This is a genomic window from Parvimonas sp. M20, from assembly GCF_035282425.1.
In the GTDB taxonomy this organism is placed as follows: domain Bacteria; phylum Bacillota; class Clostridia; order Tissierellales; family Peptoniphilaceae; genus Parvimonas.
In genome coordinates this window covers 49,010-65,467 of sequence record NZ_JAYKBQ010000007.1, presented here as the reverse complement: position 1 = coordinate 65,467, position 16,458 = coordinate 49,010, and the positions used below count along the sequence as shown (strand labels likewise).

The window sequence follows — 16,458 nt, the reverse complement described above, 5'->3', positions numbered from 1 at the left end:
TTTTAAAAAGGAGATAATTATGAGTTTTGATTTATTTGTCTTTGAAAAAAGAGAAGAAATAAAAACTTCTTTGGATGTATTTGCATATCAGGAGGAGTTCACAGAATATAAAGAAAATAAAGATTATGAATCTTTAGAGGGCTGTTCTCGTGTAATATCCTGTTGGGCTAAAAAAATGTTTGAAAAATTTCCACCAATAAGTGGGAAGTATGCTTTGCCTGATGAGATTGCCTATGCAACAGAGGATTCAGAAAATCATTTGACTGATTATAGCTTAGGAAAGAATGGAGTATATTGTGCATTCTCATACAATGTTGAAGATGAGGCATTGGAATTTGTAAAAAGTATTGCAGATGAATATGGTGTAGGAATTTATAATCCTCAAAGTAGTGATGCGATTTTCTGCAAAGGGATTGATATATTAAAATGTAGAACAGAAAGCACAGACGACTTCGAATGTGATTGGGAAAATATTGAACACTTTATTGAAACATTTAATGATATTGACCGAGTAAATGAAAATGGAGGACTAACATTCATTACCATTTGGTATGAAACTGATGGAAAACAAGGTAATTTTATCCAATGTACTCCATGTTATAAAAATAAGGGATTTTTTTCATCATTATTTAGTAAGAAAATTTCAAATGAAATAGATTCTTATATTTTTGAAATAGAAAAAAACGGCGGGGTATATCAAACATTTATAGAAGATAAATCCGAACTTATAAAAGTTATAAAAGAATGGTGCATAGATAGAAAAGAGCCCGATATAAGAGAATATAAAAGGATTTTAGATTTGTAGGTAAAATATGAAAGAAAATTATAATAAAACAGATGGATATAGAGAAAGTATTCAAATGGGACTTAAGGGATTAAAGACTGTTGGGAAAAATATATCTTCTGAAAGTGAATTAAATAGAGAAAAGATTGAATTTTTAAAAAATGAAATAGAAAATGCAGATGCGATTGTAATAGGAGCAGGAGCAGGGCTTTCAACTTCGGCAGGTTTGACTTATGGTGGAGAGAGATTTGAAAAATATTTCTTTGATTTTTCAAAAAAATTTGGAATAAGTGATATGTATTCAGGTGGGTTTTATCCTTTTCTGGATAGAGAAACACTTTGGGCTTGGTGGGCAAGACATATATATTTTAATAGATATATCGAACCACCAAAACCGGTTTACAGAGATTTGTTTTCTATTATAAAGGACAAAGAATATTTTGTTATTACGACAAATGTAGATCATCAATTTCAAAGGGCAGGATTTGATAAAAAACGTCTTTTCTATACTCAAGGTGATTATGGATTATTTCAAAGTGTAAATCCACAAAACCAAAAGACCTATGATAATGAAGAATGGGTTATGAGAGCAATAGAAATTCAAGGATTTAAGAAAAATGAAGAAGGTATTTTTGATATACCTGAAAATAGAGAAATATCAATGAAAATTCCTACAGATATGATTCCAAAATGTCCTGATGACGACTCAGATGTAAAAATGAATCTTCGTGCTGACAGTTCATTTGTTGAAGATGAAGGTTGGCATAAAGCGTCGAAAGAATATTATAATTTCCTTGAAAAGTATAAAGATAAACATATACTCTTTTTAGAATTGGGTGTTGGAAATAATACTCCTGTAATAATAAAGTATCCGTTCTGGCAAATGACTATGGAAAATAAAAATTCTGTTTATGCTTGTATCAATTATAAAGAAGCTTTTTGTCCTGAACAAATAAAAGATAGAAGTATTTGTATTGACGGAGATATTGGAGAAATTTTAAAGAAAATTATTGAATGATAAATTAACAGTTTTGACGAAAGAATATTCTTTTTAAGAGTATTCTTTTTTTGTTGGAAATATGAAGCAAAATTATGGTATTTTTGTTGATGTATCTACGATACATTTACTTATTCTTGTAAACAAGAATAAGTATGAGATTTTCGCAGTCGATTGTATCCAAATCAAAGATTTGGATACAATCTTTCCGTCATAATTACTTTTGATTGTTTACAAGTAAGCAATCAAATGAGATTTCTCCATTCCGCTTCGCTACAGTCGAAATGACGTATAAGGAAGAATCTTTGTTTAGGAGCTTAACGTTAAAAGTAAACAAACTTAAAATTTAGTTTGTAAAAATTAAAAAAATTTTTCATTTCATAAATATTTCATTTTCATTTCATAAATATTTCATAAATCTAGTTTAAAATAGCTACTGTAAAGAAAATACACACAGTGTTAAGGAGGAATGATAAATTTCTAATTGCTTAGAATTTAAGGGGGACATCCTAAAATATAAAATAAATTTGAGAGAGGGGAGCTGAATAAGAAAGTGGTAAAAAATGCGATAGCATATGTTTTAAGAAAAAAGAATAGAACTTTTATAGTTTTTATTATTTTGACAGTAGTGCTTTCTTGCTTATATGCATGTTTAAATATTTTGAAATCTGGTTCTAGTATGGAGAAGTCTTTATATAAATCTTCAAATTCATCTTCAACAATAGCCAAAAAAGATAGTCAAGGATATTTTGATAAAAATGATTTTAAAGGACTAGATAATATAAAGGAAATTGAAGAAGTTGTTTCTCAATATGAAGGTTTAGCAAGATTGTCAAATACAAATGCTGTAGATAGTGGACAACATGTTACTAGAGATGATATTCCAAGTTATTTAAAAAATGTTGTTTCAATACAAGCTACAAGTAATGTAAAAAGAAATGTTTTGTTTAACAGTGGAGTTTTTGCAATAAAAGAGGGAAGAAATATTGAAAAAAACGATAAAGACAAGATTCTAGTTCATGAAGAGTTTGCTGAAAAGAATAAGTTAAAAGTGGGCGATAAAATTAGTTTAGAATTTGTAGATCCAAATCAAACTGACAAGAGTAATAAGAAACATGAATTTGAAATTGTTGGAATTTTTTCAGGAAAGAAACAAGAAAAACAAACTGGATTAACTTCAGATTTGAGTGAAAATACAATGTTTACAGACTATGATTCTGCTCAAAAAGCATTAAATGCTGAAGGAAATAAACAGTTAGTAAATAAGTTGACATTTTTCTCAGGAACTCCTGAAAATATGGATGAGGCAATAAATAAAGTTAAAAAACTTAATGTCGATTGGGAAAAATCTTATACAGTTGATAAGGAAGCAAATGCTTTTAAAGACGCTCTTGAGTCATTAAATGGTGTTAAACATATTATAAGAATAATGACTTTTGCAATTATGATTGGTGGTTCTGTAGTTCTTTCATTAATATTAATATTATGGTTAAGAGAAAGAATTTATGAAATTGGAATTTTATTATCCATTGGGGTAAGTAAATCTAAAATTATAGGTCAATTTATATTGGAATTAATATTTATATCACTTCCGGCAATTCTAGTATCTTTGATATTTGGAAATCTGGTAGTAAATCAAATTATTGGTGGATTGATTAGTTCTGAGGATACAACATCAATTACATCTAATTTTATAAGTAATGGATATAATGTTGAAAGCTTAATAACTTTTGCACAAAGTTATGGAATATTGGTGCTAATTATACTTTTATCAGTAGTTTTTGCATCAGGATTAATTTTAATTAAGAAACCGAAAGAAATTTTATCACAAATTAGTTAGGAGGAAGTAAATGAACACATTAGAAATTAAAAATGTAACATATAGTTATGCGAATTCAAAAGAAAAAGTTTTATCATTAATAAATCAAGGATTTGAACTTGGAAAATTTTATGCAATTATCGGGAAATCCGGAACAGGAAAGTCAACATTACTTTCACTATTAGCAGGATTGGATAAACCAAATAGCGGAGAAATTTTGTTCAAAGATGAAAATATAGAAAAAGCAGGTTATAGTAATCACAGAAAGAATAATATATCTCTTGTATTCCAAAACTATAATCTTATAGATTATCTATCACCATTAGAAAATATTAGATTAGTAAATAGAAAAGCCTCTGAAGATATATTACTTGAGTTAGGACTTGATAAGACTCAGGTTAGAAGAAATGTAATGAAGTTATCAGGTGGACAACAACAAAGGGTTGCTATCGCAAGAGCTTTAGTATCAGAAGCACCAGTTATTTTAGCAGATGAACCTACAGGAAACTTAGATGAAACTACTGCTGGAGAAATAATAGCGGTCTTAAAGAAATTAGCTAAAGAAAGAAATAAATGTGTAATAGTAGTAACTCATAGTAAAGAAGTTGCAAGTGCAGCTGATACGGTACTTGAGCTTAATAATAAGAGATTAAAAGAAGTAACAAAAAGTAAGTAGGAGGTAGGCGATGTTTAAAAATGCTTTTGCGTATGTAACAAGAAAGAGTTTAAAATCATTAATTATATTACTAATTATCTTATCAATGTCAGCACTTAGCTTGATAAGTTTATCTATAAAAGATGCTACAAATAAGGCGTCAGAAGAAACTTTTAAAAATATTACAAACAGTTTTACAATGGAAATAAATAGAAGGGTAAATCAAGGTACTGCCAGAGGTGGTGGTAATGTTAAGGGACAAGATATAAAGAAAATTGTTGATTCAGGACATGTGGATAATTTTGTTAAGAGAATCAACAGTGTTGCCAACCTTGACGACAACTTGGATATAGTTCAAGCACCAGGAGCTGCTCAAAACGAATCTCCTGAAAGAGCTAAAAACTTCAAAAGAGCAGTAATGCTAACAGGTGTAAATAGTTCTGAAAAAGAAACAAAATTTGTTTCAGGAGCATATAAATTAGTTGAAGGTCAACATTTAACTAGTGAAGATAAAAATAAAATTTTAATGCATAAAGATTTAGCTGCAAAGAATAATTTAAAAGTTGGAGATAAAATTAAATTAAAATCCAATTTATATGATGCAGATAATGAAAAGAAAGCAGATGAAACTGTAGAAGTAGAAATAAAAGGTCTTTTTGATGGACATGGAAAAGGTGGAGTAACTTACTCACAAGAACTTTATGAAAATACTTTAATTACAGATGTTCATACAGCAGCTAAAGTATATGGAAATACAGAAGATACAGCAACTTACCAAGATGCAACATTCTTTATAAAAGGAAATAGAAATTTAGACCAAGTAATAAAAGATCTTAAAAAATTAGATATTAACTGGAAATCATATAACTTAATTAAGAGTTCTTCAAACTTCCCAGCATTACAAAGATCTATTTCTGGAATATATAAAATTGCAAATCAATTATTTGCAGGTTCACTAATATTTGCAGGTGTAGTAGTTACATTATTGTTATTCTTGTGGATGAATGCTAGAAAGAAAGAAATTGCAGTATTGTTATCAATAGGAATTTCTAAAACTAAAATATTTACGCAATTTGCAATGGAATTACTTTTCGTTTCAATACCGGCTTTCATAGGGTCATATTTCTTAGCTGGTTATACGGGAAAAATTTTAGGAAATAGTATATTAAAGAAAGTTACAGGAGGTATTGCAAAACAAATTGCAAGACAATCATCAACTACAAAATTAGGTGGTGGTGCAGAAGTTGACGGATTTAATAAAACACTATCAAGTTTAGATGTTGTTATTAATACAAGAGCATTTCTTTATGTAGTATTGTTTATGACAATAGTACTTGCAATTGCTTTGGTAATCTCTTCTTCAAATATCTTAAGAAAGAAACCAAAAGAATTATTAATAGATACAAAATAGTTGTTTATCATATTTTGGAGGTACTTCGTAATATTGTTGTACAAAAATGGAAATTATCGGTGTTTATACATCGATAATTTTTGTTTTTTGTGGTAAAATAGTATTAGTAAAATTTTATATAAAAAGGAGGGCTTATGAGAATACTTGTTGTTGAAGATGATCAATTTATCAGAGAGGGAATTTCTGAGTATTTATCTGAATTCGGTTATGACATCATTCAAGCAAAAGATGGACAGGAAGCCTTAAAAAATTTTAATAATAATGATATTAATTTAGTAATTTTGGATATTCAAATTCCATTTCTAAACGGATTGGAAGTTTTAAAAGAAATCAGAAAAAAAAGTAAATTACCCGTACTCATGTTGACGGCATTTAATGATGAAGAATATAAAATAAATGCTTTTTCAAGTTTAGCAGATGGGTATATGGAAAAGCCATTTTCACTGCCGGTTTTAAAAGTTAGGATTGATTCTTTGATTAAAAGACATTATGGCGGTCATGAAAAATTTGAATATAAACATGCTGAAGTTAATTTTACAAGTTATACGGCTAAGTTTAAAGGAGAAGATGTAGATATAAATGCAAAAGAACTTGAAATATTAAAATATCTATTAGATAATGAAGGACATGCCTTGACTAGAGCACAGATAATAGATAATGTTTGGAAAGAAACGGATGAAATTCCATTCGATAGAGTGATAGATGTCTATATAAAAGAATTGAGAAAAAAATTAGGTTTAGATTGTATTGTAACAATAAGAAATGTTGGTTATAAATTGGAGAGAAGATGAAGAATTTAAAAATATTTCCTAAAATGTTTTTGCAGACATTCGGAATTCTTGGAACTGTAATTGTTTTAATACATTTACTAGTATTTTTTATTTTTCCAAGAACTTATTTAGAGACGAGAAAGCAGGAACTCTATGCAAAAGCAGATGAAATCGCTAATAATATTCAAGGAAAAGATATGAAATTTGTTGAGCAATCTTTGGAATTTTATTCTAAAAGCAGTGATATAAAAGCAGTCATAAAAGGACAAAGTGGAGATGGCGAACTACAAATTGGTGAGGATATCAATGTTGACTTAAAGAGTGGCAATAATTCTTTAATCATTGAAGAGAGAGAAATAGAATTAAAGGATGGGAAAAAAATCTCTGTTCAATTTATTTCTACTGCAGATATGCGAAAAGACGCCAAAGAACTTAGCTTTAAATTCTTGCCTTACTCATTATTTATATCTTTTATATTTTCTATTATAGTTTCCCTTATTTATGCTAAGGCGATAACTAATAATATAAACGAAATAAAGAATGTTACAAAAAAGATGATGCGACTAGATAGAACAGCTTATTTGAGAATTAATTCTACAAATGAAGTCGGAGAATTAAAAGAACAAATCAATGATTTATATAATACTCTTTTAAAATTGATAGATGATTTAGAACTAAAAAATGACGAAATCATAAAATTAGAAAAGCTAAAATATGATTTTTTCAGAGGAACATCTCATGAATTAAAAACACCTCTTGCAAGTCTAAAAATAATACTGGAAAATATGAAATACAATATTGGAAAATATAAAAATAGAGATTTATATATTGAAAATTGTATTGACATAGTTGACCACTTGACAAGAAGTATTTCACAAATGCTATCAGTTTCTTCCTTTGAACATCTAAAAGATGATGAAGAAATAATAATTGTCAATGATATATTGGAAGATGTATTGAAACAGTATATGTTACTTGCAAATCACAAAAATATAAAAGTCAATAATAATCTAAAAAACGAAAAAATCTACATAGGAATGACTGCTCTTAAAATAGTTCTATCAAATTTGATAAACAATGCAGTTAAATATTCTGATGAAGATGGTGTAATAAATATCGGAATTAAAGATGACTGGCTTTATATTGAAAATTCCTACAAGGATAATAAAGATTTAGATGTAAATAAAATATTTGAAATTAACTTCAACCTAAACAAAGAAAACAGCAATGGTTTAGGATTGTACATTGTAAAAAACATCTTATTAAACTATGGAATAAAATACAAAGTAGAAAAAACCGAAATAGGAATTGTCTTTTTAATTGAGCTGTCAGGCAATATGGATAAATAAATTTTTGATTTTATATGGACATCATTATAAGTTTATTTGCTTTTAACGTTAGGCTATTAAACAACGGTTCTCCCTTATACGTCATTTTGAACGAAGTGAATTTAGCCATAACTTAGATTATTTACTTGTAAATAATCTATAGTAGGTCTGATGCAAAGATTGTCCAAATCTTTGATTTGGGTACAATCGACTGCAGAAATCTCATACTTTTTATTGTGAACAATCAAAAGTAAAATGTATCGAAGATACATCAGCTACTAAGATATTTTAATTAATTTTCATTTAAAATTTAATTAATTTTCGTTTAAAATTATGATGTGAATTATTACACAAAAAAAGCAGACATTTTTGTCTGCATTTCTAAGGAGCGAGAGCTCCTTTTTCATTTTGTTTTAATAATTTTTTTCTTATCACTAAATAGCAACAGATATGTGCTGTGGTTGTCAAAGCCCAAGAAATTGGATAGGAAATGTAAAGGGATTCTTGTGTTTTATAAATTTGAAATATAGTAAATATCCAAATTACTCTAAACAGACAAGCACCCGTTAAAGAAACGACCATTGGTAAAATGGAGTATCCCATTCCTCTTAGAGAACCAACTGTTACGTCCATTAGCCCACATAGTAGATAGGTTGCTGAAACAATTTTCATTCTGTTAAGTCCATACATAATTACTTTTGGATCATCTGTGAATATTCCGAGTAGAATATTTCCTAAAGAATATGCACCAACACCTAGTACAAGACCAACTACTGCAACAATTCCAAGACCTTGCAATAAAATTTTATCTATTCTATGATATTTTTTTGCTCCCATATTTTGACTTGTAAAGCTAAGTGTTGATTGATAAATTGAATTCATTGACATATATACAAAGCCTTCAATATTTATCGCTGCTGTATTTCCTGCGATAACGAGCTTTCCGAATGTATTTATTGAAGATTGAATCAATACATTTGAGATACTAAATACAATACCTTGAAGTCCAGCTGGAAGTCCTATTCTTAAAATACTAATAACTTTATCTTTTTGCAATTTTATTTTTCTTAAATTCAAATGCATATAACCTACATTTTTTGTTAAGAATGATATCATCATAATTGCTGAAACATATTGAGAAATTATTGTTGCTATTGCTACTCCATCAACACTCATATTTAAAACTATAACAAAAAATAAATTCAAAAAAACATTTAAAATACCGGAAACTATTAGAAAAAAAAGTGGTCTTTTTGTATCTCCAATTGCTCTTAAAAGTGCTGCACCAAAATTATATATGGCTGCAGCGGGACTTCCTAAAAAGATTATTCTCATATAAAGTGCGGACAAATCTATTATTTCATCAGGTGTTCCCATAAGATGTAACATAGGTTTTGAAACAATAAGTCCCACGAAAAGTAAAATTGTTCCGGAAATAATGGCAAGACCAATTGCATTGTGAACAGTGTCAGACGCATTTTTATAGTCTCTTGCTCCACAATATTTTCCCATTGTAACACTGATTCCCATAGAAATTCCAATTAATAAACTAACGAGTAAATTTATTAGTGATGAAGTCGCACCAACTCCTGCAAGTGCGGTACTTCCAGAGTAACGTCCAACAACTATTATATCTATTGTATTAAAAAGTAATTGAAAAACACTTGTAAAGATAATTGGAATTGAAAAAAATATCATTTTTTTCAAGGTCTTTCCATTTATCATATCTATTTCATTGCTTTTAACCATTATATCCTCCGTAAAAATGTTTAAAATTATTCTAAAATGATAACATATTTTTAGTCTTTTTGCAATGATAAAAGAGAAGCAAAATTGCTTCTCTTAAAGGTTTCTAATTAAATTTTCTATCATACAATAATGACGCATTTAAAATTACGAGTATTGAGCCTAGATTGTGGACTATTGCGCCAACTAATGGATTTAAAACTCCAAGTACTGATAAAATTACTGCTACAAAGTTAATTAAAAGAGATATGATAATGTTAAATTTTATCGTCTTTACTGTTGCGTTTGCAAGTTTTTTTAGATAAACTATTTTTGAAACATCATGTCCCATTAACACAATATTTGCACTTTCGATTGAAATGTCGCTACCTGTTTTTCCCATTGCTACTGAAACATCTGCAAGTTTAAGAGCAGGAGCGTCGTTTATGCCGTCTCCAATCATACAGACAACATTATTTTCTTTTAAATTTTTTACATTTTCAAATTTTTCTTCAGGGGAAAGTTCTGCTTTAACTTCTGTTATTCCAACTTTTTCAGAAAAATATTTTGCAGTTGAAAGATTATCTCCTGTTAGAAGTAGTGGCTCAATTTCAAAGCTTTTTAAATTTTCAACCATTTCTTTTGCGCTCTCTCTTAGAGTGTCGGATAGAGTTACGATTGATAAAACTTCTTTTTCATCTCCAAAAAGGATTATGTTTTTAGCTTCACTTGAGTATTTTTCAATTTTTTCTTTTACTTTTTCTTTTATATTTATATTATTTTCTTTTAAGTATTTTTCATTACCACAGAAATATTTATTTCCTAAAATTTCTCCTTCAACTCCTCTTGCAATTTTCATTTTAAAGTTTTCAACAACTTCTTTTTTGATATTTTTTTTATCTAAATACTCTGTTATAGATTTTGCGATAGGATGTTCACTTTTTGATTCTAAACTTGAGATTAAGGACATTATTTTTTCGTCAGATAATTCTGAAAAATTTTCTATATCATTTACATTTAATTTTCCATAAGTTAAAGTTCCAGTTTTGTCAAAGGCTATTTTATTTACTTTTGCTAGTTTTTCAAGAGCATTAAAAGTTTTTATTATAACACCATGTTTACTTGCTTGACCGATTGAAGCCATAACAGCGGTCGGTGTGGATAAGAATAGGGCACAAGGACAAAATACAACTAAAACTGTAACCGCTCTATTTATTGAAGTATATAAATCAAATTTAGAGAACATCATTATTACAAAAGTTGCAATTGCAATTAAAAGTGCAGTTGGAACTAGCTTAACAGCAAGTCTATCAATTAGAGTCTGCATAGGAGTTTGTTCTTTTTCAGCTCTTTCAACCAAGTCGATAAATTTTTGTAAAGAAGAGTTTTCAACATCTTTTGCTACGATGTCGATACTTCCAAAACAGTTCATAGAACCACAAAAGACTTTATCTCCCACGGTTTTATCAACAGGTAAACTTTCACCTGTTAGAATTGACTGATCGATAGAAGCGAAACCATCTTTTATAATCCCATCAACTGAAATTATTTCTCCCGGCATTACTCGAATTATATCTCCATTTTCAATTTCTTCAATTGGAACTTCCTTAACAATATAAGAGTCATCAGTTTTAAAAAGTTTCTTTGCCTTTTTTGGAGCAGAAGAGATTAAGTCGTTAAGACCTTTTTTAGCTCTGTCAACTGTATAGTCTTCTAAAAGTTCCCCAATTGCCATAAGAATTGCAATTTCAGCTGCTGCGAAATATTCGCCAACAAATACTGATGCAATTACAGCAATTGAGATTAAAAGTGAATTTTTAATTTTAAATTTTATTAAGTTTTTAACGGCACCAACCAAGAAGGGAAAAGCAGAGATAAAAATACTTATCCATACTGGTTTAAATACAGTTTCTATCTTTAAAAGGTTTAAAACAACATTTAGTATAAAAAATACTATTGAAATTATAGTAAAATAGAAACCGCTGAAAAGTTCTTTCATTTTATCTATCATAATATCCTCCTTGATTTTTTTTATCTATAATGCTACAATTAATTTAATAACGAACACTTTGTTTGATTTAATTGTATCACTATAGATATTAGATGTCAATAATCAATTAATCAAAAAAGTTATACTTTGAACATTTTTTAAAAAATGTATGGAGGATTTTATGAATAGACAACAAATTAAAACTAGAAAATCAATTTTTATGGCTTTTACAGAGCTTTTATCCAAGAAAAATTATAATAAAATAACGGTTCAAGAAATTATAGACCTTGCGGATATAGGGAGAAGTACTTTTTATTCTCATTTTGAAACTAAGGATGATTTATTAAAAGAAATTTGTCGTGAGTTGTTTGAACATATATTTTCTAATGATTTAAGTAGAGAATGTTCAAAAATTTTTGAAAATTCAAAGAAAAATCCTAAAATTTTAATTACACATATACTTTATCATTTAAAGGAAAATAAGGAAAAGTTTATAAAAGTTTTAAGTTGTGAAAGTAATGATTTGTTTTTGAGTTATTTCAAAAAATATCTGGATAAGCTGATTGATGAGTATATTTTTATTGAAAAGACTGAAGATGAAAAGTTTAAAAAGTTTTTAAAAAATCATATTTGTTGTACATTTGTGGAAACAATAAAGTGGTGGATAAAAAATCAAATGGAAGAAAGTCCAGAACAGATAGCAGACTACTTTTTAAAAGTAGTAGACCCTATAATATAATATATTTAGTATATAATGGTTTGAGAAATTAGCCAAAATATGATAAAATGAATAGGACTTTGCGTATTATGATAAATCAATATTTTTTTATTATAATTATATTTTTTATATCAGGGGGAAATTATGAAGTGTATAATGTTTGATATGGACGGGACTTTGATTGATTCTATTGGGGGATGGTTTGGAAGTTGTTCATATTTTCTTAAAGAGATGAATTTAGAAGAAATGGATGAACTAAAAGAGTTGTTTAAAGGAAAAAAACTTTATGCAAGAGGAATAGCAATAGGAAAATATTATAATCTCGATTTAACTCCGGATGAAATTTATGCCAAAAATTTAAAATATGTAAAAGAGGGATATGACGAAATTTTCGGAGCAAAAGATAATGTGATGAATGCTTTAGAGTATTTAAAAGAAAAAGGTTATAAGATTTCTTTGAATACTGCTACAAATATTGGACTTTGTAAAAATTGTTTAGAAAGAACAGGACTTATGAAGTATTTTGACTATATCCAAACTTGTGATGATTGTGGATATTTAAAAGATGATGAAAGATATTATGATTGGGCAATAAAAAAACATAATGAAGATACAGAAGAAATTATATTCTTTGACGATACTGAGGCTCCTTTAAAAACTGCAAAGAAAAGGGGAATTAAAACAGTTTTGGTTTATGAACCTTTGACAAATGGAGAGTATTTTGGTACGACAACGGATTTTGACTATAAAATGGATACAATTTCTGTTGAAAATTTAAAAAGAATTGGGCTTTAAACAAAATTATAATGAAAAAAGAGCTGTGTTGTGAAAATTTAACATAGCTCTTTTTGTCTAATCTTGATAATTCTCTAAATTATTTTAAATAATTATCAAACCATTCTAATATTTCTTTTAATCTTCTTATTCTATGCATTGGTTTACCACTTCTTGAAAGTTCATGATTTTCACCTTTGAACATAACAAGTCTTGCAGGTACATCATGATATTTTAATGCAGAGAACATTTGAATTCCCTCAGGTATCCAACATCTATAATCTTCATCTGAATGAATGAAAAGAGTAGGTGTTTGTGCTTTATTTGCATATTTAAGTGGGGAATGATACCATAATTTTTCATAATTATTCCATGGAGTTGCAGAAATTTGGTCATCAATGAAATAATATCCTATATCTGTAAGTAAAAATTCAGTAGTCATATTTGAAATTGAACGTTGTGAACAAGCAGCTTTAAATCTGTTTGTGTGTCCAATTGCCCAATTTGTCATAAAACCACCATAACTTCCACCCATAATGGCAAGTCTTTTTTCATCAAGTGCAGGGTAATTTTTAATTACAGCATCAGTAAATTTCATTAAGTCATCAAAGTCGATTTCTCCATATTTTCCACGAATATCTGCAAATTCTTTACCTCTACCGTCAGATCCTCTAGGATTTGTGAAAAATACAAAATATCCATTATTTGCTAAAAATTGCATTTCGTGATGGAATATTTTTCCGAAAACTGTCTTAGGGCCTCCATGAACATGGAGTACACCAGGATATTTTTTATTTGGATCATAATCAACAGGTTTCATAACATATCCTATAAATCCAATTCCATCATTTGTAAAGTTGATTTCTTCAATTTCTGAAAGTGAATATTCTGCTGTATCATTGTGGAAGGAAATTCTATTTTCTTCTTCCATAGAAATTTCATAAATATCTTGTAAATTGGAATCTTTTAGTGCAACAGCATAAATTTTTCCATCTTTTGAAATATCGATACAATCGATAGAACCTGATTTTTCGTTTAATCTTTCAAGATTTCCATTTTTGTCAATTCTATAAATATATGAACTATTTACTTCAGTATTTATGAAGTACATAAATCTTTCTTTTACTAAAACACTTTTACCACCAGTTAATCTCATATCTGTTCCAACAGAGTTATTCATACACATATCAAAATTGTCATTTACAATTTTTTCAAAAGATTTATCTTTAATATTTATAATATAGATATTTGAATTTTCATTTATACCATATTCCTTCATATCTGTTGCTACGGTTATAATATTTTCAGGATCGATAAAGTTTGCATAAGCAAAAGAATAATCTTTTGCTAAAAGGTCAACTGTTTTAGTTTTAATATCTAAAATTTTAACCTCATTTACAAGAGGCATTTTTCCTGTAAAAGTTGTTGCAATAAAAACAGCCTTAGTTTTGTCCTCATTTAATTCCAAACCATAAATATCAGTGATATCATCGCTTAATGGAATAAATTCAGAAGTCTTTTTGTTGAAATGATAAAGTCTGCTTCTATCTTCATTTGTAAAACCAATATTATTTCCCCAGAAAGGTATTTCAGTTGCAACTAGGTAATCCTTAGAATCATCATAAGTTTTTTCTTTGTTTTCTTCTTTTTTAGATTCTTTTTCTATTTTTTCTAATTCTTTTGTTCTATTGAAATTAGCTAAAACTAAAAATTCTTCATCATTTATTTGTTTTATTGTATTTACTAAAGCAGGAACAGTAAAGTCTAAAACAGCTTCTCCACCAGAAGTACATATTTTGTAAAATTTAGTTGTATCAGACTCGTCTTTTTTACCTTCTCTATCACCTGCAAAGAGAATAGAACCGTCTAAAAGCTCAATGAAAGAACTTTCCTTAGCACCATTAGTAAAAACAAAGGACTTTTTAGTTTCTAAATCCATTTTATAAATTCTATGTTCATAAGAATTTTTTTCTAAATTCATATTAGAAACACTATAGAATAGATTTTTTTCGTTTTTACTTAAATGTAAATTTCCCAAAAACTTAAAGTTTTTAAATTCATCAATTTTTATACTTTTCATATTGCCTCCTTAAACAACAATTTACAAGGATTATCTTATTGAAATTCCCTTGCAGTTTGATTATACTACAAAAAGAAAAAAATTACAAAAAAATAATTTTTGATAAATTCTAATTATATGATAAAATAGATATATTAAATGAAATTAAAAATGGAGATTATTATGGAAATTAGAAGATTGATAGATACAGATGCTAAAGAGTTTTATAATTGTCTTAAAATTATTGACAGCGAAACGGATTTTATGATGTTTGAACCTGACGAAAGAGCTTGGAATGGGGAAAAACTTGCAAAAAATTTAAAAGATGAAAATAATTTATTTTTAGGAGTGATAGAGGACGAAAAAATAGTAGGATTTTTATCTGCTAAGAGGGGTGTTTTTAGAAGAATAAGACATACTGCTTATGTAGTAATTGGGATACAAAAAAATTACTGTAATAGAAAAATAGGAACAAAACTATTTCAAATGCTTGATAATTGGGCAGTTAAAAACAAAATTATAAGACTAGAGTTGACAGTTGAATGTGAAAATGTATTTGCAATAAAATTATATGAAAAAATGGGATTTTCAATCGAAGGCACTAAGAAAAAGACAATGTATGTAAACGGAAAATATGTTGATGAGTATATGATGTCAAAAATATTTTAATGGAGCTAATATGAAAATAGGACTGGTTTCTTACGAATTTAAAAATGGGAAAATTGAATATAATATTAAAAAAATAGAAAAGGCGATTATATCTGCTACTGGGAAAGTAGATTTACTTTGTTTTGGAGAAACTTTTTTGCAAGGCTTTGACTCACTTTCTTGGAATTATGAAATAGATAAAAGTATTGCAATTACAAAAGAGTCTGTAACTATGGAAAAATTAAAAAATCTTAGTGAAAAATACAATATTGATCTTGGTGTCGGATATATCGAAAGAGAAAGAGAGCAGATTTACTCTTCTTTTGTAATTATTGAAAAAGGAAAAATAATTCACAACTATAAAAGAATTACTAAAAATTGGAAAGAATATTCTATTACTGATAAACATTATTGTGAAGGAGAGTTTTCAGATACATTTATCTATAAGAACAGAGAATTTAAAATTACCTTATGTGGAGATATGTGGATTTGCCCCGAAAAATTTAAAACAAATGGAATTTTGCTTTGGCCTGTTTATTGTAATTTCTCAAAAGATGAATGGGAAAATACTGAACAATATGATTATGCTAAGCAATCTAAATTAGCATCGGATAATGTGCTTTTGGTAAATTCAATAACAAAAGACGAGCCAATAAGCGTTGGTGGGGCATATTATTTTAAAAATGGAAAAATTGAAAAGAGTTTAGAGTTGGATAAAGAAGATATTTTAATCGTTGAGATATAAAAAAAGATTCTGAAATTTAGAAAAAGAGCTGACTA

The 16,458-nt window shown here is 28.0% G+C and carries 15 protein-coding genes; 12 read left to right on the top strand and 3 right to left on the bottom strand.

The window, feature by feature from the left end:
- Positions 1-19 precede the first annotated feature (19 nt).
- The 8 genes from VJI93_RS04645 (at position 20) to VJI93_RS04610 (ending at position 7,785) form a co-directional block, all read left to right on the top strand.
- Positions 20-805, top strand: coding sequence for a hypothetical protein (locus VJI93_RS04645; protein WP_278553711.1), 786 nt, complete (start codon positions 20-22; stop codon positions 803-805).
- 7 nt (positions 806-812) lie between these two features.
- Positions 813-1,802, top strand: a complete 990-nt coding sequence (locus VJI93_RS04640; protein ID WP_323999521.1) for an SIR2 family NAD-dependent protein deacylase — start codon at positions 813-815, stop codon at positions 1,800-1,802.
- Positions 1,803-1,863: 61 nt separating this feature from the next.
- The gene (locus VJI93_RS04635) at positions 1,864-1,998 is read left to right on the top strand and encodes a hypothetical protein (protein ID WP_323999522.1); all 135 of its coding nucleotides are present in this window, start codon (positions 1,864-1,866) and stop codon (positions 1,996-1,998) included.
- 336 nt (positions 1,999-2,334) lie between these two features.
- A complete protein-coding gene (locus VJI93_RS04630; protein ID WP_323999525.1) occupies positions 2,335-3,621 on the top strand; it encodes an ABC transporter permease in 1,287 nt (428 codons plus the stop codon).
- A 10-nt stretch (positions 3,622-3,631) separates the two neighbouring features.
- Positions 3,632-4,276 carry an ABC transporter ATP-binding protein gene (locus tag VJI93_RS04625; RefSeq protein ID WP_323999528.1) on the top strand — a complete coding sequence of 215 codons (645 nt, stop codon included), beginning with the start codon at positions 3,632-3,634 and terminating at the stop codon, positions 4,274-4,276.
- A gap of 10 nt (positions 4,277-4,286) precedes the next feature.
- Positions 4,287-5,666, top strand: a complete 1,380-nt coding sequence (locus VJI93_RS04620) for an ABC transporter permease (RefSeq protein WP_323999530.1) — start codon at positions 4,287-4,289, stop codon at positions 5,664-5,666.
- A 134-nt stretch (positions 5,667-5,800) separates the two neighbouring features.
- Positions 5,801-6,457: a response regulator transcription factor gene (locus tag VJI93_RS04615; protein WP_323999533.1), complete on the top strand. Its 657-nt coding sequence runs from the start codon at positions 5,801-5,803 to the stop codon at positions 6,455-6,457.
- Positions 6,454-7,785: a sensor histidine kinase gene (locus VJI93_RS04610; RefSeq protein ID WP_323999535.1), complete on the top strand. Its 1,332-nt coding sequence runs from the start codon at positions 6,454-6,456 to the stop codon at positions 7,783-7,785. Before VJI93_RS04615 ends, VJI93_RS04610 begins: the two co-directional genes overlap by 4 nt.
- A 360-nt stretch (positions 7,786-8,145) precedes the next feature.
- On the opposite strand, the gene VJI93_RS04605 is transcribed toward VJI93_RS04610, so the two are convergent.
- Both VJI93_RS04605 and VJI93_RS04600 read right to left on the bottom strand, forming a co-directional pair.
- Positions 8,146-9,513, bottom strand: a complete 1,368-nt coding sequence (locus tag VJI93_RS04605; RefSeq protein WP_323999537.1) for an MATE family efflux transporter — start codon at positions 9,511-9,513, stop codon at positions 8,146-8,148.
- A gap of 103 nt (positions 9,514-9,616) precedes the next feature.
- On the bottom strand, positions 9,617-11,500 hold the full coding sequence (locus VJI93_RS04600) for a heavy metal translocating P-type ATPase (protein WP_323999539.1): 1,884 nt from the start codon (positions 11,498-11,500) through the stop codon (positions 9,617-9,619).
- 160 nt (positions 11,501-11,660) lie between these two features.
- Here VJI93_RS04600 and VJI93_RS04595 point away from each other — a divergent pair, with 160 nt between their 5' ends.
- On the top strand, positions 11,661-12,218 hold the full coding sequence (locus VJI93_RS04595; RefSeq protein ID WP_323999541.1) for a TetR/AcrR family transcriptional regulator: 558 nt from the start codon (positions 11,661-11,663) through the stop codon (positions 12,216-12,218).
- Positions 12,219-12,341: 123 nt separating this feature from the next.
- Complete coding sequence (locus tag VJI93_RS04590) at positions 12,342-12,992, top strand: HAD family hydrolase (protein ID WP_323999543.1); 651 nt, start codon at positions 12,342-12,344, stop codon at positions 12,990-12,992.
- Positions 12,993-13,071: 79 nt separating this feature from the next.
- Here the strand turns inward: VJI93_RS04590 and VJI93_RS04585 are convergent, their stop codons facing one another.
- Positions 13,072-15,051 carry an alpha/beta hydrolase family protein gene (locus tag VJI93_RS04585; RefSeq protein ID WP_323999545.1) on the bottom strand — a complete coding sequence of 660 codons (1,980 nt, stop codon included), beginning with the start codon at positions 15,049-15,051 and terminating at the stop codon, positions 13,072-13,074.
- Positions 15,052-15,213: 162 nt separating this feature from the next.
- Between VJI93_RS04585 and VJI93_RS04580 the strand changes: the two genes are divergently transcribed.
- Positions 15,214-15,699, top strand: coding sequence for a GNAT family N-acetyltransferase (locus VJI93_RS04580; RefSeq protein WP_323999548.1), 486 nt, complete (start codon positions 15,214-15,216; stop codon positions 15,697-15,699).
- 10 nt (positions 15,700-15,709) lie between these two features.
- Entirely contained in the window at positions 15,710-16,423 is a 714-nt protein-coding gene (locus tag VJI93_RS04575; protein WP_323999551.1) for a carbon-nitrogen hydrolase family protein, read from the top strand.
- The last annotated feature ends 35 nt before the right edge of the window (positions 16,424-16,458 follow it).

Bases quoted from the DNA above. Each gene is read 5' to 3' on its own strand.
- VJI93_RS04645 (WP_278553711.1), top strand. From the start codon at position 20: ATGAGTTTTGATTTATTTGTCTTTGAAAAAAGAGAAGAAATAAAAACT.
- VJI93_RS04640 (WP_323999521.1), top strand. From the start codon at position 813: ATGAAAGAAAATTATAATAAAACAGATGGATATAGAGAAAGTATTCAA.
- VJI93_RS04635 (WP_323999522.1), top strand. From the start codon at position 1,864: ATGAAGCAAAATTATGGTATTTTTGTTGATGTATCTACGATACATTTA.
- VJI93_RS04625 (WP_323999528.1), top strand. From the start codon at position 3,632: ATGAACACATTAGAAATTAAAAATGTAACATATAGTTATGCGAATTCA.
- VJI93_RS04620 (WP_323999530.1), top strand. From the start codon at position 4,287: ATGTTTAAAAATGCTTTTGCGTATGTAACAAGAAAGAGTTTAAAATCA.
- VJI93_RS04615 (WP_323999533.1), top strand. From the start codon at position 5,801: ATGAGAATACTTGTTGTTGAAGATGATCAATTTATCAGAGAGGGAATT.
- VJI93_RS04610 (WP_323999535.1), top strand. From the start codon at position 6,454: ATGAAGAATTTAAAAATATTTCCTAAAATGTTTTTGCAGACATTCGGA.
- VJI93_RS04605 (WP_323999537.1), bottom strand. From the start codon at position 9,513: ATGGTTAAAAGCAATGAAATAGATATGATAAATGGAAAGACCTTGAAA.
- VJI93_RS04600 (WP_323999539.1), bottom strand. From the start codon at position 11,500: ATGATAGATAAAATGAAAGAACTTTTCAGCGGTTTCTATTTTACTATA.
- VJI93_RS04595 (WP_323999541.1), top strand. From the start codon at position 11,661: ATGAATAGACAACAAATTAAAACTAGAAAATCAATTTTTATGGCTTTT.
- VJI93_RS04590 (WP_323999543.1), top strand. From the start codon at position 12,342: ATGAAGTGTATAATGTTTGATATGGACGGGACTTTGATTGATTCTATT.
- VJI93_RS04585 (WP_323999545.1), bottom strand. From the start codon at position 15,051: ATGAAAAGTATAAAAATTGATGAATTTAAAAACTTTAAGTTTTTGGGA.
- VJI93_RS04580 (WP_323999548.1), top strand. From the start codon at position 15,214: ATGGAAATTAGAAGATTGATAGATACAGATGCTAAAGAGTTTTATAAT.
- VJI93_RS04575 (WP_323999551.1), top strand. From the start codon at position 15,710: ATGAAAATAGGACTGGTTTCTTACGAATTTAAAAATGGGAAAATTGAA.